Annotated in this window: 26 protein-coding genes and 1 pseudogene; 16 read left to right on the top strand and 11 right to left on the bottom strand. The window is 47.4% G+C overall.

The window, feature by feature from the left end:
- Positions 1-204: 204 nt before the first annotated feature.
- Positions 205-741, bottom strand: a complete 537-nt coding sequence (locus tag J5I83_RS10235) for a prepilin peptidase (RefSeq protein WP_304055661.1) — start codon at positions 739-741, stop codon at positions 205-207.
- Between the two features lie 87 nt (positions 742-828).
- Positions 829-1,023 carry a Flp family type IVb pilin gene (locus J5I83_RS10230; RefSeq protein WP_304055658.1) on the bottom strand — a complete coding sequence of 65 codons (195 nt, stop codon included), beginning with the start codon at positions 1,021-1,023 and terminating at the stop codon, positions 829-831.
- Between the two features lie 915 nt (positions 1,024-1,938).
- On the opposite strand from J5I83_RS10230, the pseudogene J5I83_RS14575 reads away from it, so the two are divergent.
- Together J5I83_RS14575 and J5I83_RS10225 are read left to right on the top strand one after the other, a co-directional pair.
- A pseudogene (locus J5I83_RS14575) lies at positions 1,939-2,103 on the top strand (BrnT family toxin); the annotation flags it as partial.
- Positions 2,093-2,326 carry a type II toxin-antitoxin system BrnA family antitoxin gene (locus J5I83_RS10225; protein WP_304055656.1) on the top strand — a complete coding sequence of 78 codons (234 nt, stop codon included), beginning with the start codon at positions 2,093-2,095 and terminating at the stop codon, positions 2,324-2,326. The pseudogene J5I83_RS14575 and the gene J5I83_RS10225, both read left to right, overlap by 11 nt.
- A gap of 224 nt (positions 2,327-2,550) precedes the next feature.
- Here the strand turns inward: J5I83_RS10225 and J5I83_RS10220 are convergent, their stop codons facing one another.
- Both J5I83_RS10220 and J5I83_RS10215 read right to left on the bottom strand, forming a co-directional pair.
- The gene (locus J5I83_RS10220) at positions 2,551-2,946 is read right to left on the bottom strand and encodes a PIN domain nuclease (protein WP_304055654.1); all 396 of its coding nucleotides are present in this window, start codon (positions 2,944-2,946) and stop codon (positions 2,551-2,553) included.
- Positions 2,946-3,155: a type II toxin-antitoxin system VapB family antitoxin gene (locus tag J5I83_RS10215; protein ID WP_304055651.1), complete on the bottom strand. Its 210-nt coding sequence runs from the start codon at positions 3,153-3,155 to the stop codon at positions 2,946-2,948. Before J5I83_RS10215 ends, J5I83_RS10220 begins: the two co-directional genes overlap by 1 nt.
- Positions 3,156-3,719: 564 nt before the next feature.
- Here J5I83_RS10215 and J5I83_RS10210 point away from each other — a divergent pair.
- Entirely contained in the window at positions 3,720-3,974 is a 255-nt protein-coding gene (locus J5I83_RS10210) for a DUF2442 domain-containing protein (protein ID WP_304055648.1), read from the top strand.
- A 306-nt stretch (positions 3,975-4,280) separates the two neighbouring features.
- Here the strand turns inward: J5I83_RS10210 and J5I83_RS10205 are convergent, their stop codons facing one another.
- Entirely contained in the window at positions 4,281-4,577 is a 297-nt protein-coding gene (locus J5I83_RS10205) for a hypothetical protein (protein ID WP_304055645.1), read from the bottom strand.
- Positions 4,567-4,869 (bottom strand): BrnT family toxin, encoded by a 303-nt coding sequence (locus J5I83_RS10200; protein ID WP_304055643.1) that lies wholly within the window; start codon positions 4,867-4,869, stop codon positions 4,567-4,569. Before J5I83_RS10200 ends, J5I83_RS10205 begins: the two co-directional genes overlap by 11 nt.
- A gap of 519 nt (positions 4,870-5,388) precedes the next feature.
- Here J5I83_RS10200 and J5I83_RS10195 point away from each other — a divergent pair.
- Positions 5,389-6,099 (top strand): restriction endonuclease, encoded by a 711-nt coding sequence (locus J5I83_RS10195; protein WP_304055639.1) that lies wholly within the window; start codon positions 5,389-5,391, stop codon positions 6,097-6,099.
- A gap of 144 nt (positions 6,100-6,243) precedes the next feature.
- Here the strand turns inward: J5I83_RS10195 and J5I83_RS10190 are convergent, their stop codons facing one another.
- On the bottom strand, positions 6,244-6,486 hold the full coding sequence (locus tag J5I83_RS10190; RefSeq protein WP_304055637.1) for a hypothetical protein: 243 nt from the start codon (positions 6,484-6,486) through the stop codon (positions 6,244-6,246).
- Between the two features lie 16 nt (positions 6,487-6,502).
- Positions 6,503-6,727, bottom strand: coding sequence for a hypothetical protein (locus tag J5I83_RS10185; RefSeq protein WP_304055635.1), 225 nt, complete (start codon positions 6,725-6,727; stop codon positions 6,503-6,505).
- 267 nt (positions 6,728-6,994) lie between these two features.
- Between J5I83_RS10185 and J5I83_RS10180 the strand changes: the two genes are divergently transcribed.
- Positions 6,995-7,402 (top strand): hypothetical protein, encoded by a 408-nt coding sequence (locus tag J5I83_RS10180; RefSeq protein WP_304055632.1) that lies wholly within the window; start codon positions 6,995-6,997, stop codon positions 7,400-7,402.
- Positions 7,403-7,451: 49 nt separating this feature from the next.
- On the opposite strand, the gene J5I83_RS10175 is transcribed toward J5I83_RS10180, so the two are convergent.
- Positions 7,452-7,844: a YchJ family protein gene (locus tag J5I83_RS10175; protein ID WP_304055750.1), complete on the bottom strand. Its 393-nt coding sequence runs from the start codon at positions 7,842-7,844 to the stop codon at positions 7,452-7,454.
- A 245-nt stretch (positions 7,845-8,089) separates the two neighbouring features.
- On the opposite strand from J5I83_RS10175, the gene J5I83_RS10170 reads away from it, so the two are divergent.
- The 3 genes from J5I83_RS10170 to dapE are packed head-to-tail and all read left to right on the top strand — an operon-like array spanning position 8,090 to position 11,198.
- On the top strand, positions 8,090-9,235 hold the full coding sequence (locus tag J5I83_RS10170; protein WP_304055629.1) for an ABC transporter permease: 1,146 nt from the start codon (positions 8,090-8,092) through the stop codon (positions 9,233-9,235).
- Positions 9,232-10,014, top strand: coding sequence for an ABC transporter ATP-binding protein (locus J5I83_RS10165; protein WP_304055749.1), 783 nt, complete (start codon positions 9,232-9,234; stop codon positions 10,012-10,014). The genes J5I83_RS10170 and J5I83_RS10165 overlap by 4 nt, the downstream gene beginning before the upstream one ends.
- Positions 10,015-10,067: 53 nt before the next feature.
- The gene (gene dapE, locus J5I83_RS10160; RefSeq protein ID WP_304055626.1) at positions 10,068-11,198 is read left to right on the top strand and encodes a succinyl-diaminopimelate desuccinylase; all 1,131 of its coding nucleotides are present in this window, start codon (positions 10,068-10,070) and stop codon (positions 11,196-11,198) included.
- Between the two features lie 227 nt (positions 11,199-11,425).
- Here dapE and hemH read toward each other — a convergent pair whose 3' ends face one another.
- Positions 11,426-12,511 (bottom strand): ferrochelatase, encoded by a 1,086-nt coding sequence (hemH, locus tag J5I83_RS10155; RefSeq protein WP_304055625.1) that lies wholly within the window; start codon positions 12,509-12,511, stop codon positions 11,426-11,428.
- Between the two features lie 39 nt (positions 12,512-12,550).
- Positions 12,551-13,573 carry a heat-inducible transcriptional repressor HrcA gene (gene hrcA, locus J5I83_RS10150; RefSeq protein ID WP_304055622.1) on the bottom strand — a complete coding sequence of 341 codons (1,023 nt, stop codon included), beginning with the start codon at positions 13,571-13,573 and terminating at the stop codon, positions 12,551-12,553.
- Between the two features lie 209 nt (positions 13,574-13,782).
- On the opposite strand from hrcA, the gene J5I83_RS10145 reads away from it, so the two are divergent.
- From J5I83_RS10145 to J5I83_RS10110, 8 genes are all read left to right on the top strand, one after another.
- Positions 13,783-14,667: an NAD kinase gene (locus J5I83_RS10145; RefSeq protein WP_304055620.1), complete on the top strand. Its 885-nt coding sequence runs from the start codon at positions 13,783-13,785 to the stop codon at positions 14,665-14,667.
- A 9-nt stretch (positions 14,668-14,676) separates the two neighbouring features.
- The gene (recN, locus tag J5I83_RS10140) at positions 14,677-16,359 is read left to right on the top strand and encodes a DNA repair protein RecN (protein WP_304055618.1); all 1,683 of its coding nucleotides are present in this window, start codon (positions 14,677-14,679) and stop codon (positions 16,357-16,359) included.
- 368 nt (positions 16,360-16,727) lie between these two features.
- Complete coding sequence (locus J5I83_RS10135; protein ID WP_304055616.1) at positions 16,728-17,579, top strand: hypothetical protein; 852 nt, start codon at positions 16,728-16,730, stop codon at positions 17,577-17,579.
- 576 nt (positions 17,580-18,155) lie between these two features.
- The gene (locus tag J5I83_RS10130; protein ID WP_304055614.1) at positions 18,156-18,917 is read left to right on the top strand and encodes a hypothetical protein; all 762 of its coding nucleotides are present in this window, start codon (positions 18,156-18,158) and stop codon (positions 18,915-18,917) included.
- Between the two features lie 207 nt (positions 18,918-19,124).
- The gene (locus tag J5I83_RS10125; protein ID WP_304055613.1) at positions 19,125-19,589 is read left to right on the top strand and encodes a hypothetical protein; all 465 of its coding nucleotides are present in this window, start codon (positions 19,125-19,127) and stop codon (positions 19,587-19,589) included.
- A gap of 39 nt (positions 19,590-19,628) precedes the next feature.
- Entirely contained in the window at positions 19,629-20,144 is a 516-nt protein-coding gene (locus J5I83_RS10120) for a TlpA disulfide reductase family protein (RefSeq protein ID WP_304055612.1), read from the top strand.
- Positions 20,145-20,193: 49 nt separating this feature from the next.
- Entirely contained in the window at positions 20,194-20,421 is a 228-nt protein-coding gene (locus tag J5I83_RS10115; protein WP_304055609.1) for a DUF4266 domain-containing protein, read from the top strand.
- Between the two features lie 11 nt (positions 20,422-20,432).
- Positions 20,433-23,186: a DUF3570 domain-containing protein gene (locus tag J5I83_RS10110; protein WP_304055608.1), complete on the top strand. Its 2,754-nt coding sequence runs from the start codon at positions 20,433-20,435 to the stop codon at positions 23,184-23,186.
- Positions 23,187-23,250: the final 64 nt, after the last annotated feature.

Below are 23,250 nucleotides of genomic sequence, written 5' to 3'. Positions count from 1 at the left end.
GTGATCGCGATGGCCTCCCTAAGCCGACTATATTGAAAATAATGCTATTGTGATGATTGGAACAGAACGGCAAAACGGCCTTAGTTCATCCCCTGATTGACGGTTAAACAGTGAATGGCTATGACATCCGGTTGAGTGTGAGTGGACTGTGGCTAAATATAAGCAGGGGAGTAGCTGTTGCCGATAATTGCTTTACGTTGCATGCTATCCCCACTGCATCTTCACCAGATAGATCAGCGTCCCAGCGGCAATGGCGACGCCATATGGGAGCTTGCCAGCGGATTGATTGATGGTTTCCGTTGTCGGCAGATTGATGCTGCTCGATCCGGCCAGGCGCATGAGCAGCATGAACCTGAAATTATCCATCAGCTTGGATAACTTGCCGCGCACCAATACCACGCCGATCGCCAGCACCCCGCCCGCCAATAGGACATAGGCTGTGATCATCAACATGCTGGCTGGTCCGGCAAATGCGCCGATCATGGCCATCAGTTTGATGTCGCCAGCGCCTAGAGCGCGCAGCAGATAGAGCGGCAGCAGCACAATCAGGCCAACACCTAATCCTGCTAAAGCAGTAAGTATGCCAAGTCCGCCCATGTCGTGCGGCAGTAGACTATTGAGTAGGACGCCGATGACAGCGCCAGGAAAAACCAGCGCATTCGGAATACGAAAATGACGGCTGTCATGCCAGGCGGCAAAGATTAACAATCCTGTCAGAATGGCAATCTGTAATATATGCATGCTTTTTTCCATCAACGCCACCCGGTAGTGACCGGGTGGCGGGTTTAGCTAAATTAACTACTATCTAAATAGAGCCACACCAGTTAATTACTTAGCTGCAGCAGCTTTAGTTTCAATTGTGCCTTGGATTGTAGTGAAGGCATTTTTTATTCCGTTTGAGAGAGGTTCCCATCCAGCTATAATCGCTGCAGCCATCACAGCAACGATCAATGCATATTCCACTGCGCCCATCCCTTGCTCGTCGTTCATAAATTGTTTTACAGATTGAATCAGTTTGTTCATGCTATGTCTCCAGTTACGGTTAAAAAAGCTCTCTTGCAAAAAGTGACTCTGTTTTGTTACGCCACGGATGTCATTGTGACAAATCACGTATGCCGCGCCTATCGGACTGTGGTACATCGTACTTTGGTGCATGGTACTTTGGTACAGTGTGCTAGCGGAACAACGCGATACGCGAATGTATATAACTTGCTGTTGGATTGAAGCCTGGAATAAATCAGTAAAACAGGTTTTATTCTGTCATTTGACTGGATCGCAGGATGTATGCGCTAAAGTGGCAGGGTGGATAAGCCTGCGTCATTCACCTCACCATGCCGGCACAGTGGGAGTAATGTGACATTGCACATCAAACTTTGATCAGACGTAAAGGAAAGTATTGGCTGATGGTCTGGAAATCGCGGTCTTTACATAGCAACGGCAGGCCGTCGCGCAAACAGCGCTGCGCAATGACACAATCAATCGTTGAGCGGATAGTGAAACCTATTCAAGTCCTCTTTCAGCGCCTGTGCCAAACGATCGGCCTCAAGGGAGATATAGCACGGTAGGGTGGATAAGCAACGCGTCATCCACCCAAAAACCAAACAACCATCGGCTAAAACAGGTGGGTTTGGATTATAGACTGAAAACCTGGAAACGTGCCGGTTCAGCCATGCACCTTATTCTGATTCCGGTTTTTAATTATGGCTCAAATGCGGTGGATGGCGCGTTGCTTATCCACCCTACCACGCTAGATTTAGCAGACTCCCGCGAATGGAAATGGTTTTACTGGAATGATCCAATAATTTTCATATCCTATAATAATGGTATATTTTCTATACCATGTTTTTATTCAAATTTGATGAACAGAAAAGCCTGGCTAATTTAGAGAAACACGGGATTGACTTCGTTCAAGCTCAGGAACTCTAGAATGATCCGTACCTTATTGAGATTCCGGCAAAGACGATTGATGAACCAAGGTTTCTGGTTATTGGCCGCATAAAAGGTAAGTACTGGTCGGCAATCATCACTCATCGCAGCAAAAATATTTGGATTATTTCTGTTCGTCGTTCACGTCCAGAGGAGGAGGTTTCATATGAAAGCTAAGAAATTTGACGCAGACTTTGATAGCGGCAAGGATATGACTGCAGTCCTGGACCTTTCACGGGTGCGCAGGCCCCTGCAAAAACAGAGAAGAATCAATGTGGATTTTCCAGACTGGATGATCGAATCTCTGGACCGGGAAGCCAGCCGGCTCGGCGTGACGCGCCAGTCCATCATCAAGATTTGGCTTGCTGAACGGCTTGAGCAAGTAGCCTCTGGCAAATAGATCTACCCAGTATCGCAGGCTGGGTTGAACCGCAGTGAAGTGTATCGTTCGCGATTGATGCGCCTCGCGCTTCGGCACATCCTACAGCTCTGAGCAATGCACCTTATTCTGATTCCAGTTTTGAATCATCATTTGGATTTGGCTCAAATCTCAAATACGGTGGATGACGCGCTGCTTATCCACCTCACCATGCCGGCATAGAGGGAGTGATGTGACATTGCACATCAAACTTTGATCAGACGTAAAGGAAAGTATTGGCTGATAGTCTGGAAATCGCGGTCTTTACATAGCGATGGCAGGTCGTCGCGTAAACAGAGCTGCGCAATGACACAATCGATCGTTGAACGGATAGTGAAACCCTTGGTTCTGCAAGTTCGGTAAATTCTTGCAGCCTCGATGTGATCCTGCCATGTAGGGTCTTGGACATAATCGAAAGCGTTCAGTAAACCGTGAATCCTGGCTGCTTCCGATTCACTGCGCAAACCCGCCAGGATTTCAGTCCAGACCAGGCCGGGGAGAGCGATCGGTTCACCCTCTTCCAGCGCCTGTGCCAAACGATCGGCCTCAAGGGAAGCATAGCCATTAAAAAAATCGATCCAGACCGAGGTATCGACCAGCATTAGTCTGCTTCAATATTTCGAGTAGCGCGTAATTGATCAAGATCTCCATGCCAGGAAATCTGACCGCGTAAGGATAGTAATTCCCGGCGTTTGAGCGTTTTGGCAAATTCGGTGAGAGCTGCCTGGATAGCTGCTTTTTTTGTCGGAAAATTCCCCAGCGTAATCACTTGTTTGAGTAATTCTTCATCCAAATCGATATGTGTTTTCATGGGAATAATTTCTTTCCATCAATGGACATAATTTTATCCAATATATATGTATTTTGCGCAGCGGGGTATTGAAATTATCATCTTGCTTGCAGGGGGTAGCCCATCATCAAGATTTGGCTAGCTGAGCGACTTGAGCAAGTAGCCTCTGGCAAGTAGATCTGCCCAGTATCGCAGGCTGGGTTGAACTGCAGTGAAGCGCATCGTTTGCGATTGATGCGCCTTCTCCCATCATAAGCAGAGAAAGATTTTAGTAGCAGAACTCTAATAAAATGACCTGATAAACAGATAGTTATTAATAACTATTGCTGGACAATTTATGATACATACATAACAAGGGAATGGGCATGGTTCCTATATTTTGTACTAGAGTAATGGTTTCTTTCCAGCCATCAGGAGGAGTGCGGTGCCTACCATCAGCATGTTCTATGACATTTTAGTCATGCTGTTTTATGAGGATAATGATGGTCACCACTTACCATATTTTTAACTTTTCGCTAACTGGGATCTTGTCGCTAATGGTGAGGAGCCTTTTCGAATTGCTCCGCTGCAATAAAGGTAAACGATATGGATAATTTGCTTGATGTGGTGTGCGTAAAGGTTCATGCGGGGTATAAACTGGAGCTTCAATTTGAGAACGGAGAATGCCGTATTTTTGATATGTCTTCTTACATGGATAAAAAACCCTTTAACCGGCTCAAAGATTCACCTTTGTTCAACTGCGCTCGCGTCGAACAGGGTACGGTTATATGGCCGGGCAATATCGACATTGCACCGGAGACACTTTACGATCGCTCTATTCCAATATGGCAGCACGGGTAGATAAGCAGCGCGTCATCCACCCTGGCCACCACGTCATGTGGAGAGGAAGGCTCTGGCTCGGATCGCAAGACCTGGTGAAACCGGCCTCGGTGAAGCAGGAAGTCAGCTTTGTTCCTGTTTAAACAGGAATGAGCAAGTCTGACGGAACGGTGGCAGAAGTAGTCTCGTAAGAGATGCGCCTCGCGCTTCGGCACTCCTGCAGTGCTGAATCCGGCTATGCCGATGTTATTCCATTTCTAAATCAAAACTGACATTGCAGGCTTCACCTTGCCGTATTATTTATACTGTCTGCGGCTCACCTTCGCGTCATTTTTGATTTGGAAATGGAATTAGATCACGTGTCGCTTCTTCGATGATGGCTTCGGATACCCCATGTTTTTTTAACGCTTCGATCAATCGTGCTGTTGACACACTGGAATAGCGTTCCTCATCTTTGCGCAACCCTTCGCTAATGTATGACTTCAGCAATGTTTGGTATCCAGAGAAGCCCTTGAGCGGAGCAATCTTCTTCATGGATTCCACAACATCAACCGGAATACGTATCGTGATGGATGTCATGGGGCGGTCTTTTTGCAGGCGTTTTTTTAAGCGCTCAGAAGTCATAAATAGATTCCTCTTTAGGTTCGGCGCGGCGGGCAGAAATGATGCGAATAAAAGACTCATTAACCTCAATATGAACTACGTAGAGCAGACGTCCGGCCAGATCAAAGCCGATAGCGGCATGACGTGTTTCATCGGAGCGGGAAGCATCCATCAGCACAAACATTGGATCAAAAAAGACTGTCGCTGCCTCCTCAAAGCGAACGCCATGCTTGCGTAGATTTTTATCTGCTTTGCCCGTATTCCATACAGACAGCTCGCCGTTAAATTCGTAATAAGTATTCACAACAGGCATTTTATACTTGTATTGACAGAGTTAATACAAGTATAGCAAAAGCTACAGTATCGCAGGGTGTTGAACGTAGTGAGGCGTATCGTTTGCAATTGTTGCGCCTCGTGTCCCGATATATTGGACATTAACTACTGGCATTGGCCTTCCGCAGGCTCAGGCCGAACGGCTGTATTTATAAATATTTTACTGAAACAGATCACTGGAAATAATCAAGGCTTGGTATAACCCATCCCGAAATCAGGATTAAGTGCGGAGCGGTTAATGCCGTTATCGATAGTGTGCATGAATTTACAAAATCCTGGGGAGTTATTCCATTTCTAAATCAAAACTGACATTGTCGGCTTCACCTTGCCGTATTATTTATACTGTCTGCGGCTCGCCTTCGCGTCATTTTTGATTTGGAAATGGAATTCAGCATTTATTACAGAATGTTAATTTTCCGTGACTTGTAGCGCAAAAAATGCTTTTTTTATAATCAGAATCCTTGTTGCATGAGCTGGTTTCAAACTGATGGAGAAAATGATGGCAAGAAGAAAAAGCAGTATTGTGGAAGATTTGCTTGAAATCACGGCGGCGTTACCCTGGTGGATGGGGGTAGTTCTTGCAATTATCGCCTATGGCGTGCTGCATCAGTATGCTTCACTTGGAATGCCAATCAATGCTGCTTCTGGCCACAGGGGTTACATGGTGGGTGAACAGATGGCCCGGGCTTTTGCTTATTACGGGCAATACATTTTGCCGCTGCTCTTTTTAACGGGTGCAGCAGCCTCATTTCTCAAGCGGCGCAAGCGTAGAAATCTTATTGACACTGTTGGCAGCGGAAAAACTGATGATGCGCTGCGCAACCTCACCTGGAGGGATTTTGAGTTGCTGGTGGGAGAAGCTTTTCGCATGCGTGGATTTTCTGTAACTGAAACTGGCGGGGGTGGGGCTGATGGCGGTATTGATCTTATCCTCAAAAAAGAAGGTAAAATTTTTCTCGTCCAATGCAAACAGTGGCGAACTTACAAGGTGTCAGTCAATGTTGTGCGCGAGCTGCTTGGCGTGATGGCGGCAAAAGGTGCTGCGGGTGGATTCATTGTCACTTCCGGCGTATTTACAGCCGAAGCGCAATCGTTTGCCAGGGGACAGAATATCGAGCTGATCGATTGCAAGGCGCTTGCGGCCATGATCGATCAAGCGCTGGCAAATGACTCTGCTGATGATTCCACTAGCGGAAAGCGCGTTTCTTAAACAGCCTGGTTAATGCGTTGATACTCGGTAGTCGTGTGCCAGGCGGCCTGCAATGGTGATTTTATGGTGAAGCATGTGGCGGGAAGAAGAGAGAGGGCAACAACTTTATTCCGGGCATGTGTCCGATTACCAGAATGCCATGGATTAACTGCCGGATTTTGGTTTGTTCATAAGAGCAATGATTGTGGCAGTTGGAATGAATCCATCGATCTGCTCTGTGACATCAAGCGCTTCTAGTCCATAGAGTAGCCCGCTTGTGCCAAACATGGCAGCGCAAAGCGCACAGCCTACCAGTTCTCCACCAAAAGGAATGACAAAAAGCGTTCGCCCTAATGTTAGATCGAGTAAATCGTAGAGAATGCATACAGCAAGCTTAAGTTCCCACATAGTAGATTCCTGTCAGTTAGCCATTTCTGAAAAATCCATTTTCAGAATTTGGCATCAATATTTTCCTGGAAGGAAGCATAGCATTTTCCGGCGGGAATGCCGGGATAACAGCAATAAGGGAGGCTACACATTTGTAGAAGTGCAAGTTAGGCTGTGCCATTAGTTGCTGGTCTGGAATTTTTCTGATTGTGTTCATAACATCAACAATGTAATTCCTTTCTGGGTACTTATTTTTTGACATTTAACCGATACCATAGATCTCATCAGAAAAATAAAGTCTCTGAGCACATCATGGAATAAGAGGTAATGTCTTAAAAATAATAGTCTTATTGTAGGCAATTTCAATTGTGGTTAATTTCAGGCCGTTAATATGCCGCATGAGCAGGCCACGTGGGAATGTTTCCTGAAAGGAACGTCTTGTTGCAGGATGATGGTCAGAAAAAAATTTGCAGGAGCGTTTTAACGAAGAAAAGGAGCAAATTTAAAATTGTTTGGTGGAGGTGTTATTGTGAAAAAGATTTCTTTGCTGGTTATGATGACAATTGGTATCTCGTCTGCATATGCACAAATAAGCTCGGCGGAATCCGTTCAAGCTGACGGGTTTTATCATGCCGATCAAAATGGCATCGAGCAAAGCGATCATGATGCGTTAGCCAGGTATTACGAAAATATAGCTAAAGCGATGCAGGAAAAATTGCTGGAAGAGAAGAAATTGCTTCAGAAATACGACAATCACAGCTATTACTATGGAAGAAAAGGACAGGAGCTCCAATTCCATACTGTAGCCAATATTCGTCATTATGAAAAATCTATAAAAGAGAATTTAAAAGAAGCGGCCATCCACCAGAAAATGGCAAAAGACGCAATGGAACGCCATGATGCTGATGTGGATGGACAGTTTGCTGTCCATAAATAAGCTATCGTAGCCTGTGTTTCAGTTTTTTATTGCCAACACAGAGAGAAGTTCATGAGCGGATATCGCCATCCAGGTAGAACCACTGTTCTGTCTGATATACAAACCGGCTGATTTCATGCAGGCGGTGAGCGCGCCCATTTACTTTGCAGCGTGCGATGAATTCGACTAACGCTTGATCAGATGCCAGTTGTTCATGGCGTTTTACTTCAAGGCCCAGCCATTTACGGTGTGGTGCACTTGCCAATTCCAGAGAGGGCGGACGCGTGCTGTGGTGCCAAGTCGCCAAAAGATAATCTTCCTGGCCAAGAGTATAGGCAGTATAGCGTGAACGCATCAATGCTTCTGCTGTGGGGGCAATTTCGCCTGCCTCCAGATAGCGACCACAACAGCCCGAATATTTCTTATTGCTGCCACAAGGACAGTGTGTCGTTTTTGTAATCATTACAGTCATTATTCTATTTCTAAATCAAAACTGACATTGTCGGCTTCACCTTGCCGTATTATTTATACTGTCTGCGGCTCGCCTTCGCGTCATTTTTGATTTGGAAATGGAATTACTTCTTTGCCGCATCGGTGCGAATCACCATAACTCTTTTTTGCAGCGGTTCATCTGTTCATGGTGGTCTATAATAAGTAAGTTTGCCTTTATTTTTATGGCGCTGCCACCAATATCGCAAAAAAATAATTATGTCACCCAGTAATCTGAATGATGATGCATCACCCTGGTATCAAGTGATTACCGGGCAAGATGGGCCTTGCATCAGGCTCACAGGCAGTTATACGCTGTCTGCATTAGACCGGCAGTTACGGAAAGTGGCAGCCAAGCTTGCTCGTTTTGCTGCTCAATCAGATCTTTACTGGGATTTGACTGGTATTCAGCAAATGGATCATGCAGGTGCCGTATTAATCTGGCGAGCCTGGGGAAGGCGTCGTCCGGCACATTTATTGATACGGCCCGAGCAGGAAAGATTGTTTATGCATCTGGAAAAGGCGCATCCGGCGCCTAAACCGGTGCGCCGCGACATACTTTGGCCCATCCTGACGCTTGGACGGCGTTACTTCTTATTTTGGGATCATTTGCTTGGCATCATTACGCTCTCTGGCCTGGTATTGCTGAATGTCTTTTATCTGCTGAAACATCCCAGGCAGATTCCCTTGCGCGAGATTTCTGCGAATTTATTCAGAACAGGAGCGCAAGCGCTTGGAATTACCGCACTGGTCGGTTTTCTCATCGGCATCGTCCTGAGCTATCTGACTTCTGAACAGCTTCATACCTTTGGCGCTGATGTTTTTATCGTCAATATTTTAGGGATGAGTATCATCCGTGAACTGGGTCCGATGCTGGCCGCGATCCTGGTGGCGGGACGCTCTGGTTCATCGATGACGGCCCAGCTTGGGGTGATGCGTGTTACCGAGGAACTGGATGCGCTGACTGTCATGGGTATCCCGCATAGCTTGCGGCTGGTGTTACCCAAGATCATCGGTTTGGGTCTTGCCATGCCGCTTGTAGTGCTGTGGACCAGCGCAATCGCGCTGCTGGGAGGAATCCTGGCGGCTGATTTACAAATAGGATTGAATTTTCAATATGCGCTAAGCAGCTTGCCTGACGCCGTTCCGGTTGCTAATTTATGGATAGGGCTGGGAAAGGGTGTGGTCTGCGGTATGATGATTGCCTTGATCGCGTGTCATTTTGGCTTGCGCATTAAACCCAATACTGAAAGTCTTGGAGAAGGCACAACCAATTCTGTGGTGACCTCCATTACGGCAGTCATTCTCATTGATGCGGTTTTTGCAGTGGTTTTCTCCAATGTAGGACTTAAGATACCAAGATAATGGCTAGCGATTGCATTATAGAGATAGAAGGACTGCATACGCATTTCGGCAGTACTGTTATCCATGAGAACATTAGCTTGAATGTATATAAAGGGGAGATCCTGTCGCTGGTCGGGGGATCTGGCAGTGGCAAAACAACGCTGCTGCGCCAGATGCTCGGCCTGGAAACGCCAGCACAAGGCAGTGTGAAGATCTTTGGCTATTCCAGATACGACTGTGATTTTGATTTATTAAAAAGCTTGCGGAACCGCTCAGGAGTTTTATTTCAGCAAGGCGCACTGTTTAGCGCGCTGACTGTATTTGACAATATTGCGCTACCAATGCGCGAACTACATTGTCTGGATGAAGAAATGATTCGCGATCTAGTCATGTTAAAACTTGATATGGTTGAGGTGGCAGCGCAGCATGCCAACAAAATGCCGGCGGAACTGTCCGGAGGAATGATCAAGCGGGTGGCATTAGCGCGCGCGCTTGCGCTGGACCCGGAACTGTTGTTTCTGGATGAACCTACTGCGGGCCTGGACCCGGCGCTGAGCGAGAGTTTTGTTGAGCTGATCCAAGCGTTACGCCAGGAGCTTACCCTGACGATTGTGATGGTGACACATGATCTGGATACATTGGCTGCAATATCCACGCGTATCGCAGTTTTGGCTGACCAGCGTCTCGTTGCCTTGGGCAAACTGGCTGATATCATCAAAATTGATCATCCTTTTATCAAGGATTTCTTTCTGGGCAAACGTGGCCAGAATGCGCTAGGCAAGCTGTTGACCCATTCTTGAAATGGAATCAGCAGCATGCATCTGAATAAATCATCACTTCAAGGAAAATTTTCATGTCCAGTGACACACTGATACTTGCACAAACGCTGATTGCCCGCCGTTCACTCACGCCTGCGGACGATGGCTGCCAGGAAATATTGATCAATCGACTCAAAGATATTGGCTTTAGCATTGAACGTATGCGTTACGGTGAAGTAGACAATTTATGGGCGCGCCGGGGTACAAGCCAGCCGCTAGTCTGTTTTGCCGGCCATACCGATGTGGTGCCAACCGGCCCACTCGCACAATGGGAAAGCGATCCGTTTACGCCTACCATCCGCGATAACAAACTTTACGGGCGTGGAGCAGCCGATATGAAAACTTCCCTGGCTGCGTGTGTTACTGCCATAGAGCGTTTTGTCCGCACCTATCCTGAGCATAATGGCTCGATTGCATTATTGATCACCTCGGATGAAGAGGGTGTGGCGGTAGATGGCACTGTTAAAGTGGTCGAAGCGCTGCAGACACGTGATGAATTGATTGATTATTGCATTGTCGGTGAACCGACCTGCACTGATAAACTGGGCGATACCATCAAGAATGGACGGCGTGGTTCTCTATCGGGGAATTTAACCATCAAAGGAATCCAGGGGCATATCGCCTACCCGCATCTTGCCAAAAATCCTATTCATCTGGCGGCACCTGCTATCGCTGAGCTGGCGCAAACGGAGTGGGATCAAGGCAATGAGTACTTTCCGCCCACCACATGGCATATTTCCAATATCCACGGTGGTACTGGCGCGACCAATGTTATTCCCGGCGCGGTGAACCTGTTGTTTAATTTCCGCTTTTCAACCGCCAGTACGGTTGAGTCACTCAAGCAGCGGTTTCATGAAATTCTTGACCGGCATGGCCTGGATTACGATTTAATCTGGCAGCTTTCCGGCAAGCCTTATTTGACAGCGAAAGGTAAATTAGCCGATGCGCTTAGTGCGGCAATTAAAAGTGTAACGGGCATCGATGCAATGCTATCAACATCAGGTGGCACTTCTGATGGCCGCTTCATTGCGGACATCTGTCCACAAGTGGTCGAATTCGGGCCGCGCAATGCTACTATCCACAAGCTCAATGAATATGTGGAGGTAGACGACATCGAGCGATTATCGGAGATCTACCGATTAACGATGGAGCGGTTATTAAGGTAAGTGCATTATGCTGGAAGCGGTTCTAGTGGATTGTTTCAGCAAAGCCCTTTCCCGCTTTGCGGTGAGCCTGTCGAGCCGCTGAATAACTGCTGGATTGGCTTTCGACAGGCTCAGGCCGAACGGCCGTTTTTGTGAATGTTCCACTGAAACAACCTGCCAGGATGATTCGAAATGCTTGGGAGTGCACAGGTGATAAAAGCAGATAGTCATCCGCAGATAAGCGAGGACTACTCGGGCGCGCCCATTTCCAGCGCCAGTTTGCGCGATTGTTCAGCTTCTGCGTCGGATAGCTCTGTACCCAGCCAGCCCTGCAGATGGGTGTAAGTCATGTCGCTCAGCGCTTTAATCCAATCGTGATGCTCATTGAGGCATGGGATGAAATGGAATTCCTGTCCGCCAGCTTCAATGAAGATCTTTTTTCCTTCGATGGCGATTTCTTCCAATGTTTCAAGGCAATCTGAAACAAAGCCAGGACAAACGACATCCACCCGCTGCGTTTTGAGTTTGCCCAACTCCTTGAGGATCGCTGCGGTATAGGGTGTCAGCCATTTTGCATTACCGAATCGTGACTGAAAACATATCTGATATTGCTCTGCTTCCAGCTCTAGCGCTTCTGCCAGCAGCCTGCCAGTTTTCTGGCATTCACAATGATAAGGATCGCCTTTATCCAGCGTTTTCCTTGGTACGCCGTGAAAGCTGATGATGAGTTTACTGGGTTTGTCATGCTCCGCCCAGTAGTCGCGGACATTTTGTGCCAATGCAGCAATATAGCCTGGATGATCATGAAAATGCTTAACCGTGCGAATAGCCGGAATATTGCGCATTTTTTGCAGTTCTGAAAAAAGATTATCCATGGCTGCACCCGTGCTGCTAGCCGCATATTGCGGAAAAAGCGGCAATGCCAGGATGCGATCACAGCCGCGTTCTTTCATACGGTGCAGTGTATCCGCGATAGAGGGTTGGCCGATATTCATGGCAAACTCGACAATAGGGGCGGGCTTGATGCGTTCTTCCAGCGCGCGCGCCAATAGTCTGGTTTGATGTTCGGTATGGACCTTTAATGGAGAGCCTTCTGGCATCCAGATTTGCGCATATTTTTCAGCTGATTTTCTGGGGCGCGTATTGAGGATGATGCCATTCAATATCAACCACCAGATCCAGCGTGGAATTTCGATGATCCGCGGATTACTGAGAAACTGTTTCAGGTATGGCCGCAGCGCTTTGGCAGTGGGGGCATCAGGTGTCCCCAGATTAATCAGCAGTACGCCGATTTTACTCTGCGTTCCGTGTTGATAGGCTGGTTCAGGTAACATGAAAATTTATATCCGCTTAAACTATGTATAAATTGCCTGTCAATTTTTTGACAGACCGCTCGTGAGTAGTTTGGCTGTAATGTCCACGATCGGGATAATGCGTTCATAAGCCATGCGCCTCGGGCCGATGACGCCGACAGTGCCGACTACTGCTCCTTCGATTTCATAAGGCGCTGTCACCACGCTTACTTCATCCAGTGCGGCCACGTCCGATTCTCCGCCGATGAAAATTTTTACGCCATGCGCCTGGCGGCTTAATTCCATTAACTTTAATAGCTTGGTTTTACGTTCAAATAATTCGAATAATTTTTTTAAATTAGTCAGATTATCAGAGAGATCCTTCACATCGAGCAGTTTATGTTCGCCTGCCAGCACGACTGCTTCACTGCTCTCGCGGATGGCATCACTGCTGAGCTCGATCGCTGTATTCATGAGACTGGTCATATCGCGGCGCAATTGCCTCAGCTCCACTTGCAGCCGACTGCGGATTTCTTCCAGCGTGCAGCCGGCATAGTGCTGATTGAGGAAATTGCTCGCTTCAATCAGGTCTGATTGACTGTAAACCGTTTCAGTGAAAATAATACGGTTCTGCACATCGCCTTCTGGCGTCACCATAATAAGAAGAATGCGCTTTTCAGACAATGCCATAAATTCTATATAGCGGAACACGGCGCCGCCAGCCCGTTTAGGTGTAATCACCACACCTGCAAATTGCGTCAGTTCGGATAACAGTTGTGATGCCACGTTGATAAGTCGTGATGGGTTATCCGGATGCATCTGGTTTTCCAGGTGGGATACTTCTTTGCTATCCAAGGATTTGACCACCAGTAAGCTATCGATAAAGAAACGATAACCCACTGCGGTCGGTATCCGCCCGGCTGAGGTATGAGGGCTGGTGACATAACCCATTTCCTCCAGATCAACCATAACGTTGCGTATCGTGGCAGGGCTCAGATCCAGTCCGGAGAATTTGGAAAGCGAACGTGATCCCACCGGCTCGCCTTCATGGATATAGCGTTCAACCAGTGTTTTGAGCAGAATTTTGGCACGTTCGTTAAGCATCTGTTTATTCTACACGATTCAACCCTGCTGGAGAGGATGTTAAGAGAAAAGTTCTGCTTGTTTTTAGCCAGCGGCGGCAGGAATCTGATGATCTCTCCTGATCTTCCCAAAGGTTGTTTGAGCAATATCTTTTTACCTTTCAGATATGCTGCGTTAATATTCACTAGTTTTCAGAAGACATTTGATATCTCAAATATAGATTTGTTTCAATGAGCGCCTTTTTCAACAAAATTGCATTGATTGGTAAGCACAAAAACCCAGATATCCTTGCGCCGTTATTGAGCCTGGCACAGTATTTGGCTAGCCGGGACTTTGAAGTGATACTTGACCAGTTGACTGCATCGCATATCGGAAAAATTGACTATCCAGTGCTGACATTGGAAGAGATTGGTGCGCAGGCTGATCTTGCCGTTGTATTGGGAGGGGATGGCACCATGCTCAATATTGCGCGGATTCTGGCGCCGTTCAATGTGCCATTGGTTGGGGTCAATCAAGGGCGGCTTGGTTTTCTGACTGATTTGACGGTTGATACCATGGTAGAAACATTTGGCGCCATACTGGATGGGCAGTTTGTCATAGAAAAGCGGATGCTGCTGTCTGCCGAGGTACTGCGCAATGAGGTCAGTGTATTCAAGGCATTAGCGTTTAATGATGTGGTGGTTCACCGTGGCATCAGCACCGGCATGATTGAATTTGAGGTGCGCATCAATGATGAGTATGTCTACTCTTTACGCTCTGATGGCCTGATTGTGGCAACCCCCACAGGCTCGACAGCCTACGCCCTGTCTGCCGGAGGGCCCATTTTACATCCGGGTCTTGATTTGATTGAACTCGTGCCGGTGTGCCCTCATACCTTGAGTAATCGCCCCATTGTGGTTGAGCCGGATGCATTGATCGAAATCGAGGTGCTTAATACCACTGAAACAAAAATATATGCAGATAGCCATTCCTGGTTTGATCTGGGTGAGCGTGACAAAATTATCGTGCAACGTTTCTCCAGGGCAGTCAAATTGTTACATGCGGTTAATCACAGCTATTACCGCATGCTGCGGGAGAAGCTGGGCTGGAGTGAAATTCCTCAAAAAAATCAATGATAGGCTGACATGCTGGTTCATTTGACTATTCGTGATTTTGTGATTGTTGATTTGGCGGAGCTGACGTTCAGACCAGGCTTTACCGTGCTGACTGGTGAAACGGGCGCTGGCAAATCAATCCTGATTGACGCCTTGATGCTTGCACTGGGAGGGCGTGGCGAGGCCGGTCAGGTACGGCATGGCTGTGAACGTGCAGAAATCATTGCCGAGTTTGATATCAGTCAGTTCGCCATGATGCAAAATTGGCTGCGGGAAAATGATCTGCAGGCTGATCCCGGCATCTGCTTGCTGCGCCGCATACTTGACGCCAATGGACGCTCCCGCAGCTATATCAATGGTTGCGCCGTCACCTTGCAGCAGCTTCGTGCCGCTGGTGAGCAGCTCGTTGATATTCATGGACAGCATGCACATCAATCTTTGTTACGGAGTGATATACAGCGGAATTTGCTGGATGGCTATGCGGGTAACGGCGAGCTTGCCAAGGCAGTCGCAGCAGCTTTTCAACATTGGCAGCAATTGCATCAGCAACGTTTGGCGCGGGAACAGAACGCTGCCCGTTTCTTGCAGGAGCGCGAACAACTGGAATGGCAGTCTCAGGAGCTTTCCGCGCTAAATTTTTCAATGGAAGCGTGGCAAACATTACAGGCTGATTATAATCGTTTGTCTCATACGGCAAGTTTGCTGGAAGCGACTGAATCAAGTCTGGCAATATTAGCCGAGAGTGAATCCGCTGCGTCGGGACAACTTCATAGCGTGCTTGCCCGCCTGCGTCATTTGCTGGATTACGATAGCAATCTCAAGTCTTCTTATGATCTATTGGAAACTGCCCAAGTCCAGTTGCAGGAAGCGATTTATGAATTGAAGCATTACCAGCAGCGTCTTGATCTTGATCCGCAAAGCCTGCAGATCGCTGAGGAGAGCATTGCAGCCATTCATGCCTTGGCCAGAAGATATCGCATCACTCCGGAAGAGATCCCCGAGTTATTGCACAACACTATGCAACGCTTACAGGAGCTCGGTGATATTGCAGATGCAGATAGCCTGGCTGAAGCAGAGTCAGCAGCCAAGCAAGCTTATAACGAACTTGCCAGCAAGCTGAGCATAGCGCGCCGCAAGGCAGCCGGAATGCTGGCAAAAGAAGTCACTGCAGCAATGCAGACGCTGGCAATGACAGGGGGATGCTTTGACATCTTGCTGACGCCTCTTAATGACCGCGATATTGCTGGCAGCGCACATGGATTCGAGCAGATCGAATTTCAAGTTTCCACTCATCAGGGGCTACCGCCGCGCCCGCTGGCAAAAGTTGCCTCGGGAGGTGAATTGTCTCGTATCAGTCTGGCAATCCAGGTGATTACCAGTCAGGTTGGTACAGCACCCACTCTGATATTTGATGAAGTGGATACTGGTATAGGCGGGCGAGTCGCTGAAATTGTCGGCAAGCTGCTCAAGCAACTCGGTAAAACGCGGCAGGTACTGTGCATTACGCATTTAGCCCAGGTTGCCTCAATGGGAGATCAGCATTGGCAGGTGTTCAAAGCAGCCGGGCCGGCAGTTGACAAGACGGTATTGAGTGCTATCCGCGCGTTGGATGAGCAGCAGCGGGTGGAGGAAATCGCGCGTATGCTGGGAGGAGTGAATATTACTGCCACGACACGCCAGCATGCCGCTGAAATGCTGCAGAAAAATAAGTGAAATACAATGTTAATATGTTTCAGGCTTAAGTCCTTGGGTTGGAAAATTGCTGTTTCGAGCACATCAATCTTACTCCATCTCCAAGTTCACTCAGGCTTTATCTCTCAGAGGGTTATAGCTAACCGGACAGTAGTGATTCGACATATAATTCCATTTCTAAATCAAAACTGACATTGTCGGCTTCACCTTGCCGTATTATTTATACTGTCTGCGGCTCGCCTTCGCGTCATTTTTGATTTGGAAATGGAATAACATGAGAATATTTTTACAGTATCCCATCTTGAGAAGGATGTGATACGCCATCTAATTAAGTTAAAAATTCATTTCATCAAATAAAAACAGGAGTTAATAAAAATATGAAATTCCGTATGAAACAGTTAATGTTATCTGCCTGCGCGATTACTTTGCTTGGCAACATCAGCTTTGCTTCCGCCGATGTTACGAGCGATACTGAAACGCTGCTCAACTGGGCTGAGAACACTTATCCAGAATTCTTCCCTAATCACCGGACTACGCAAAGCACCGAACCCTGGCTATACCGGTTCTATCCTGAAACAAATACTTATGCTGGCGTCAATAAAAATGATAATGGCGTTTATGTATTGGGCGGATCTTGGGGCAATAACCCAACATTCATTGATACACTACCCGGTCTGATCAATCATATTGCCAACACAGGCGGCAATGGCAGCATTCCAGCTTGCAATATAGCCAATGTTCCTGCCGAAATGGTTTTCACGCAAAGTGACAACGTCGTCAATGTCACCACCAATGGGAAATGTATTGAGTTTTCTGGTGATACCAATCTTTGCAAAACACCTGCACAGCCTGCAGCGACAGGCATTTCTGTACTCAGGACCAGCGGTATTCCTTTGATAAAATTAAGTGGCGTCACATTTAACTCACCAGTTGATCCATCGAAATTTTCACCACCTAGTACCGACTATTGCACCATCAATGCACCTGCAGAACAAGCCAATCTAGTCGTTAACACGGATGTCTGCGTGGATATGACAACACAACTCGAGGCTTCATTAAAGGATCTGATTGTACTGGGAGTCGCTACTGTCGATCCGCCCATCACGCTGGCAGCTAAATCTACTTCCACGAGTAAGGTGGTTCCGGACTGTTTCGCTACTAATGCCGGCACGATTCACGATGCGTTTACTAATGAGGTATGGATCAAGCAGAATGGCGCTTTTGTCAAAGTCGACAATTAATTAGCCATTGATCAATGCCAAATCAGCTGGATTTTGCGGATGCTGAGTTGGTTTTTTCTGTGCAGAAACCCCGCCTCTTGTCGTAAGCAGGGCGGGTGTTCCCGTGGAGTCTATTGTAGTTCATCCGGGATGAGAGAAAGCGCTGCAACTACAATCAACAAGCTTGCTGTCAAGCATCTAGTTCAAATTTTTTCTTCATAAAATTAAATCCATACGCATTGGCCTGCGGATAAAAACTTAAAACAGCCTTGCCAGCATTGATAAATGGCTTTCACTTCTAAGCAAATAAGTTTTGTTCAGATCACTTTGATTTCAAAATGATTTTGGAAACCAATGATGGTTTCTGCGATATAGCTGGAATAGCAGGTGCGACAATTTGCCACATTGTTATTTGTTTGATTAGACCAGATAATGGTTTGCGACTATTCACCCATTCGTTGTGAACAGGAGTTGGACAGACGCATTGCATTTATCTTTGTTGATAAATTAACCGGGTAATCGGGATATGTCATTTTGAATGTTGTCTCGAATAAATCACACATTCATCATTTTAGATCATTAGAAAAGGGAGTCAGAATGAAAAAAAATAAATTCAAAACACTAACGCTGGCTTTAGCTGCAGCCATGCTGGCAGGCGTAGGACAGAGTGCGCTGGCGCATACCCGGTTGGAAATGCCGACAGTCACAGAAGGCGTCAGGGTGACGAACAATGTTACCATTGGGCACGGCTGTGGTGAGAAAGCAATTATTGGTACTTCAGTGGTTTTTCCGGATGGCATTGATTCAACTATTACTGTCGGTGGTCAGCCGCATAATGGACCGTTGACTGACTTTGTTGCAAACTGGGGACCTAACGTTCAGCCTCTCCAGACACGGGCGGTATTTGATTTTGTGGATGAGAAGCAAGGGCCGACGGGTAACGTTGTTGGGTTCTGGTCTGGCGGCGGATCAGGTATGCCAGCTCACATGAATGCATTTGTTCCTTTCAGAGTCAGTGCGACTAATATCGAACCGACTTCCTGCGCCAAGAGTGTGAAGTTTTTTGTTTCCATTGCTGATATTTGTGAAATTAGCGGAGTCGATGCATTACGCAGCGGTGAAGGGGAGGCGGGTGCTGTTGCCAACCTGTGGACGCATAATAACCTGGGAACACCGTATGATCGTGTCAGTACCACGGATGATGGTCCTGCTTCACTGACAATTACGCGTGATGTGACCAAGAATCCGCTGCCGGGATCATGTGGCGAGGGTGTCGATGTTGAAGTAAGGCCTTCTGCAGCTCAGATCAATCGTGATATGCCGATCAAGTTCAACAGTCAGCAAGTCTGGCCACAATAAGCGTTATACTTGACATTTGTGAACAGGATTTATGATCCTGTTCACAGCAGCAACAATAGATGATTTCTCACAGCACTGAAAAGGGGTATGCTTGCGGGTTGCGCAAATAGTGTGCGAAAGCAGAGAAATGATTTGATAACACGTTTGCCGAGGTATTCGCGTTTAAACTGAATACCCGGAAGAAAGTAAGAGAGAGGAGAATACGACATGACAAACAATCATCCATTTCTGCAAAAAATATTGACGTTGGCAAGTATCATCCTTGCCACTGGTTATGCCGCCTCGATCAGTGCACATGGCGGAGGTGCGACGCTTGATCCTGCTGGCAACAAAGCAACATTTACTGCTTTGGCGCGCGTGACTTGTTTTGATGATGGTAATGGGCCGGCAGATCATCTTATTGCGCGTATTCGCGATAACTCTGCCCCCGTACCTGGCATGTTTGTCAGCCTCCAGTTACTTAAAGGCAGCAAAGCGATCAGCATTACCGATACTACACCAGGTGATGCCCAATTCAGTCCGTTCGTTCCGCTGCAGGCAGGTAATGGCGTATATTTTATGATGGCAGACAAAACCGTGGCCGGTGCGCGTAATTTTGAAGTCGAATGGCACTGCAACACGGCTACCGGTGTGCATACGGGGACAGATATTGTGGTGGATCAATTCGAATAGCCGCTGTTTTGGCGATAATCAGGTGGAGGTCTTTCGAAAATGATTAAGCTAGCCAATTTATTGTTGTCAGCTGGCCTCATGTGCTGCCTTGCTATGGTGACCCCTGTACAGGCGCATCTGGAAGGAAATACGCCGCCGCCATCTTGCCAGTTGACTCATTTGGATGGAAAATCGGCTGAAAATTGGGAAGCACTGAAAGGTGAAGTGATTTATGTGGATTTCTGGGCTTCCTGGTGCCCGCCCTGTGTCAAATCATTCCCTTTCATGCGTCAGTTAATGCGCGATTTTGAAGACAAGGGCCTGAAAGTGATAGCGATCAATCTGGATGAGAACGTTGAAGATGCCAAGGGATTTCTTGCCAAGCATCCAGCCAATTTTCCTGTTTTGCTCGATGCCAGCAAGCAGTGCGCACAAGATTTTGGAGTGATAGCCATGCCATCCACTTATCTCATTGATAAAAGAGGCTTGGTGCGGCATATCCATCGTGGTTTCCGCGCGGGGGAAGCGGGCGAGTTACGTATTTTGATTGAGCAGCTTCTGATAGAGAAAATTTAGAGAAATACTGTTGGTGCCGTTGCAAAAAATGCTCAGTTTGATGATGGCGATGAAAATAACCCGTTTTGCTGTTATTTTCATCCTGTTATTGATTATCTTCGCTTTAGCGGGTTGTGTGCAGGTGGCTCCCTGGGAGCGTGGTAATCTTGCCAAACCGCATATGGCGCTGGATCCTCATCCATTACAAAGTGCTGTTCAGGCCCATAATTATGGTAGCCGCGAAGCTGCTGCCAGCACTAATTCTGCAGGAGGCGGCGGTGGCTGTGGCTGCTTCTGAGCGATGTTTTGATGATAGGTCTAAACGATTCATGCTTAACTGGTCTGGCACACCAGTCAGTCAATAATCCAGAATGTAGCGATTCAAAAACCGGTCCGGGTGCTACCGCGAAAACAACGCTGCAGGCATTGACATCTGCAGCACTTGTCCTGCCGGGTCTGTTGTTATCGCCGGCACAGGCCGCAAGTATCAGTACCGACAGCGTTAGTTTTCAATATAACCGTTATCAGGAAGGGAAGCGTAATCTTTACAACGTGTCCAGCAATCTGGACCCCATTAGAGTGGATGTTGTACATGGCAGCGGCAATTTCACATTTCATGACCGGGTAAAATTTTCTTTTAGTTACACTCAGGATACCTGGTCAGGTGCGACGCCAGTCACTTCAGCACCGTTAGTCGCCAATGGCAATCGGCCTATTCTGGCAAATTCACCTGATGGAGTGATTACTGTCGGTGCATCTCCTCTCGTCAATACTCGGGTGCTGCTGGATCAGAATCTGAATCCACTCAAGCTGACACCCGAGGGGGGACAGGTAGTCGATCCGCGCACTGTACTAATTCTTTCGTCTGCATCGCCGGAAACACGTAATCAGGCAAATTTCAGACTGGGTTATGAATGGAATGAAGCGGCTGTTAATGCAGGTGGCGGTTTTTCCTTAGAAAATGATTATGAATCCAGCTATGGCAATCTCAGTGGCCGGCTGGATTTTAATCAGAAGTTAACCAGCTTGAAATTCGGAGCAGGTTATACCAGCAGTCAAACATCTGCCATCCTGGACCCGGATCTTCTGCCTTATTTAACACGCACTGCCTACACCAATCAAATTGAACGGCGCGATGGCTCGGAAATATTACGGGGCGATCGTCAGGACTGGACAGCCACGCTGGGATTGACGCAAGTTCTTGGTAAGAACTCGTTGTTCGATACCAACATCGGTTATACCCATAGCAGTGGGTTCATGGAAAATCCATACAAAGCCATGACGGTTATTTTTATTAACCCGGAATTCATTAACCCTGATGCGAATACGCCCATCGTCGGCGATGCGCGCGCCTTACTGGAGCAGCGGCCGAATATACGCAACCAATTGGCTTTAAGCAGTAAATATGTGCAGCATATCAGTCCTTTGGATGCTGCTTTACATCTGAATTACCAATTTTCTTTCGGTGATTGGGGAATTAATGCGCATACCTTTGAAGCAGATTGGGTGCAACCGTTGGGTCATGGCTGGACCATTACTCCGCGAATCCGCTATTACTCGCAGGATTCAGCTGATTTTTATCAGCCGTATCTCATTTCCAATCAGGCATTTCGTAAAACGGCCACCGATGCTTCAGGGCGGCAAATCTGGGTTGACGCGAATAATCCAAGTGAACAATTTTTTCGTAACGGCAATGGTAATTTTTTTGATACTGACGGCAATCCGGTTGATGCCACTGAACTTAACCTACAACCCCAGCTGGTATCGTTTGATGCTGCTAAATTACCCCAAAACTTTTCCAGTGATCATCGTTTATCTGGCTTTGGTGCATTAAGCGGGGGCGTAATACTCAATAAGAGATTCAGCAAAGGAGTCGAGCTGGAGGCGGCTTTTGAATATTACACTCGTGCCAGTTCATTGAAGCTCGGCGGGAGTGGTCATAACAGTTTTGCTGATTTTGATTTTTACGTGGCCAATGCCGCAATTAAAGTTGATATGGAAGCCATACATTCGCGCATGAATGTCGCAACCGGACGCGACCATGCGCACCATGATCATGGCCAGCAGCATGCCCACGGTGCGTCCCCTGTCCCAGCCGGCATCATGTTTGGCCATATGCTGGATAATCCAGGCGAACTGATGGTGGGATATCGTTTCATGTATTCTCGCCAGGCGGGTGATATGTTGCGTGGTGCGCATCAGGTCAGCGATCTGGCGATTGTCAACGAAGGCTGTAGTGACGTGATTTTGTGCCGCTTTACTCACACTGAGATGAATATGAAAATGCACATGCTCGATATCATGTATGCGCCTACACGCTGGTTGAATCTGATGATTATGCCGCAATTCATGGATATGGACATGAATTTGCGTGAACTTGCTGGGCGTCCGCCACGCGACCCGGGTGTTCATGAGCATACTGGTACCGGCGGTCATACGACTGGCGGTGTTGGCGATACCATCTTGTCATCACTCATTAAGTTATATGAAATACCCGGGCACAGGCTGCATGTGGGTTTAGGTATCAGCGCACCGACCGGAAAAGTAGACTTGAAAATGAGGCGCATGTTTCAGGTTGATGGGGGGTTATTTCACTTTGACATGCAATTAGGAAGCGGTACCTGGGATTTTTTACCTAACCTGACCTATAGCGGCACAAGCAATCGTTGGTACTGGGGGGGCCAGCTTTATGGGGTCAAGCGGATGGAAAGCAGCAATGAATCAGGTTATCGGCTTGGTGACATTTTTCAGGCATCTGCCTGGGGAGGTTATCATCTGTCTAATTGGCTGGCCGCTTCAGTACGGGGTGTTTATACTTACCGTGACAGGATACATGGCGATTTCAATAAGTTTAACGCACGAATTGGCCCGATGGATTTTCCTGCCAATCATGGCGGACAATATTGGGATATAGGCATTGGCGTGAATGCTTCTGTGCCGAGTGGCAAATTCGCTGGCAATCACTTTGCTTTTGAATGGGTGCAACCGCTACGTGATGATGTCAATGGTTTCCAGCTTGAGCGAGAAGGGGCGCTGTCAGCTACTTGGCACTACAGTTTCTGACAGATATCCCTGATCAGAAATATGCTGACTAACAGAATTACCAGTCTTATCCCGACTTATTCGT

The organism is Nitrosomonas communis, assembly GCF_024102715.1.
Classification (GTDB): Bacteria; Pseudomonadota; Gammaproteobacteria; order Burkholderiales; family Nitrosomonadaceae; genus Nitrosomonas; species Nitrosomonas communis_B.
The sequence above is the reverse complement of the archived record's forward strand: the minus strand, read 5'-3'. Positions and strand labels throughout refer to the sequence as shown.

Bases quoted from the DNA above. Each gene is read 5' to 3' on its own strand.
- J5I83_RS10235 (WP_304055661.1), bottom strand. From the start codon at position 741: ATGCATATATTACAGATTGCCATTCTGACAGGATTGTTAATCTTTGCC.
- J5I83_RS10230 (WP_304055658.1), bottom strand. From the start codon at position 1,023: ATGAACAAACTGATTCAATCTGTAAAACAATTTATGAACGACGAGCAA.
- J5I83_RS10225 (WP_304055656.1), top strand. From the start codon at position 2,093: ATGAAAGCTAAGAAATTTGACGCAGACTTTGATAGCGGCAAGGATATG.
- J5I83_RS10220 (WP_304055654.1), bottom strand. From the start codon at position 2,946: ATGCTGGTCGATACCTCGGTCTGGATCGATTTTTTTAATGGCTATGCT.
- J5I83_RS10215 (WP_304055651.1), bottom strand. From the start codon at position 3,155: ATGAAAACACATATCGATTTGGATGAAGAATTACTCAAACAAGTGATT.
- J5I83_RS10210 (WP_304055648.1), top strand. From the start codon at position 3,720: ATGGATAATTTGCTTGATGTGGTGTGCGTAAAGGTTCATGCGGGGTAT.
- J5I83_RS10205 (WP_304055645.1), bottom strand. From the start codon at position 4,577: ATGACTTCTGAGCGCTTAAAAAAACGCCTGCAAAAAGACCGCCCCATG.
- J5I83_RS10200 (WP_304055643.1), bottom strand. From the start codon at position 4,869: ATGCCTGTTGTGAATACTTATTACGAATTTAACGGCGAGCTGTCTGTA.
- J5I83_RS10195 (WP_304055639.1), top strand. From the start codon at position 5,389: ATGGCAAGAAGAAAAAGCAGTATTGTGGAAGATTTGCTTGAAATCACG.
- J5I83_RS10190 (WP_304055637.1), bottom strand. From the start codon at position 6,486: ATGTGGGAACTTAAGCTTGCTGTATGCATTCTCTACGATTTACTCGAT.
- J5I83_RS10185 (WP_304055635.1), bottom strand. From the start codon at position 6,727: ATGTCAAAAAATAAGTACCCAGAAAGGAATTACATTGTTGATGTTATG.
- J5I83_RS10175 (WP_304055750.1), bottom strand. From the start codon at position 7,844: ATGATTACAAAAACGACACACTGTCCTTGTGGCAGCAATAAGAAATAT.
- J5I83_RS10170 (WP_304055629.1), top strand. From the start codon at position 8,090: ATGTCACCCAGTAATCTGAATGATGATGCATCACCCTGGTATCAAGTG.
- dapE (WP_304055626.1), top strand. From the start codon at position 10,068: ATGTCCAGTGACACACTGATACTTGCACAAACGCTGATTGCCCGCCGT.
- hemH (WP_304055625.1), bottom strand. From the start codon at position 12,511: ATGTTACCTGAACCAGCCTATCAACACGGAACGCAGAGTAAAATCGGC.
- hrcA (WP_304055622.1), bottom strand. From the start codon at position 13,573: ATGCTTAACGAACGTGCCAAAATTCTGCTCAAAACACTGGTTGAACGC.
- J5I83_RS10145 (WP_304055620.1), top strand. From the start codon at position 13,783: ATGAGCGCCTTTTTCAACAAAATTGCATTGATTGGTAAGCACAAAAAC.
- recN (WP_304055618.1), top strand. From the start codon at position 14,677: ATGCTGGTTCATTTGACTATTCGTGATTTTGTGATTGTTGATTTGGCG.
- J5I83_RS10135 (WP_304055616.1), top strand. From the start codon at position 16,728: ATGAAACAGTTAATGTTATCTGCCTGCGCGATTACTTTGCTTGGCAAC.
- J5I83_RS10130 (WP_304055614.1), top strand. From the start codon at position 18,156: ATGAAAAAAAATAAATTCAAAACACTAACGCTGGCTTTAGCTGCAGCC.
- J5I83_RS10125 (WP_304055613.1), top strand. From the start codon at position 19,125: ATGACAAACAATCATCCATTTCTGCAAAAAATATTGACGTTGGCAAGT.
- J5I83_RS10120 (WP_304055612.1), top strand. From the start codon at position 19,629: ATGATTAAGCTAGCCAATTTATTGTTGTCAGCTGGCCTCATGTGCTGC.
- J5I83_RS10115 (WP_304055609.1), top strand. From the start codon at position 20,194: ATGAAAATAACCCGTTTTGCTGTTATTTTCATCCTGTTATTGATTATC.
- J5I83_RS10110 (WP_304055608.1), top strand. From the start codon at position 20,433: ATGATAGGTCTAAACGATTCATGCTTAACTGGTCTGGCACACCAGTCA.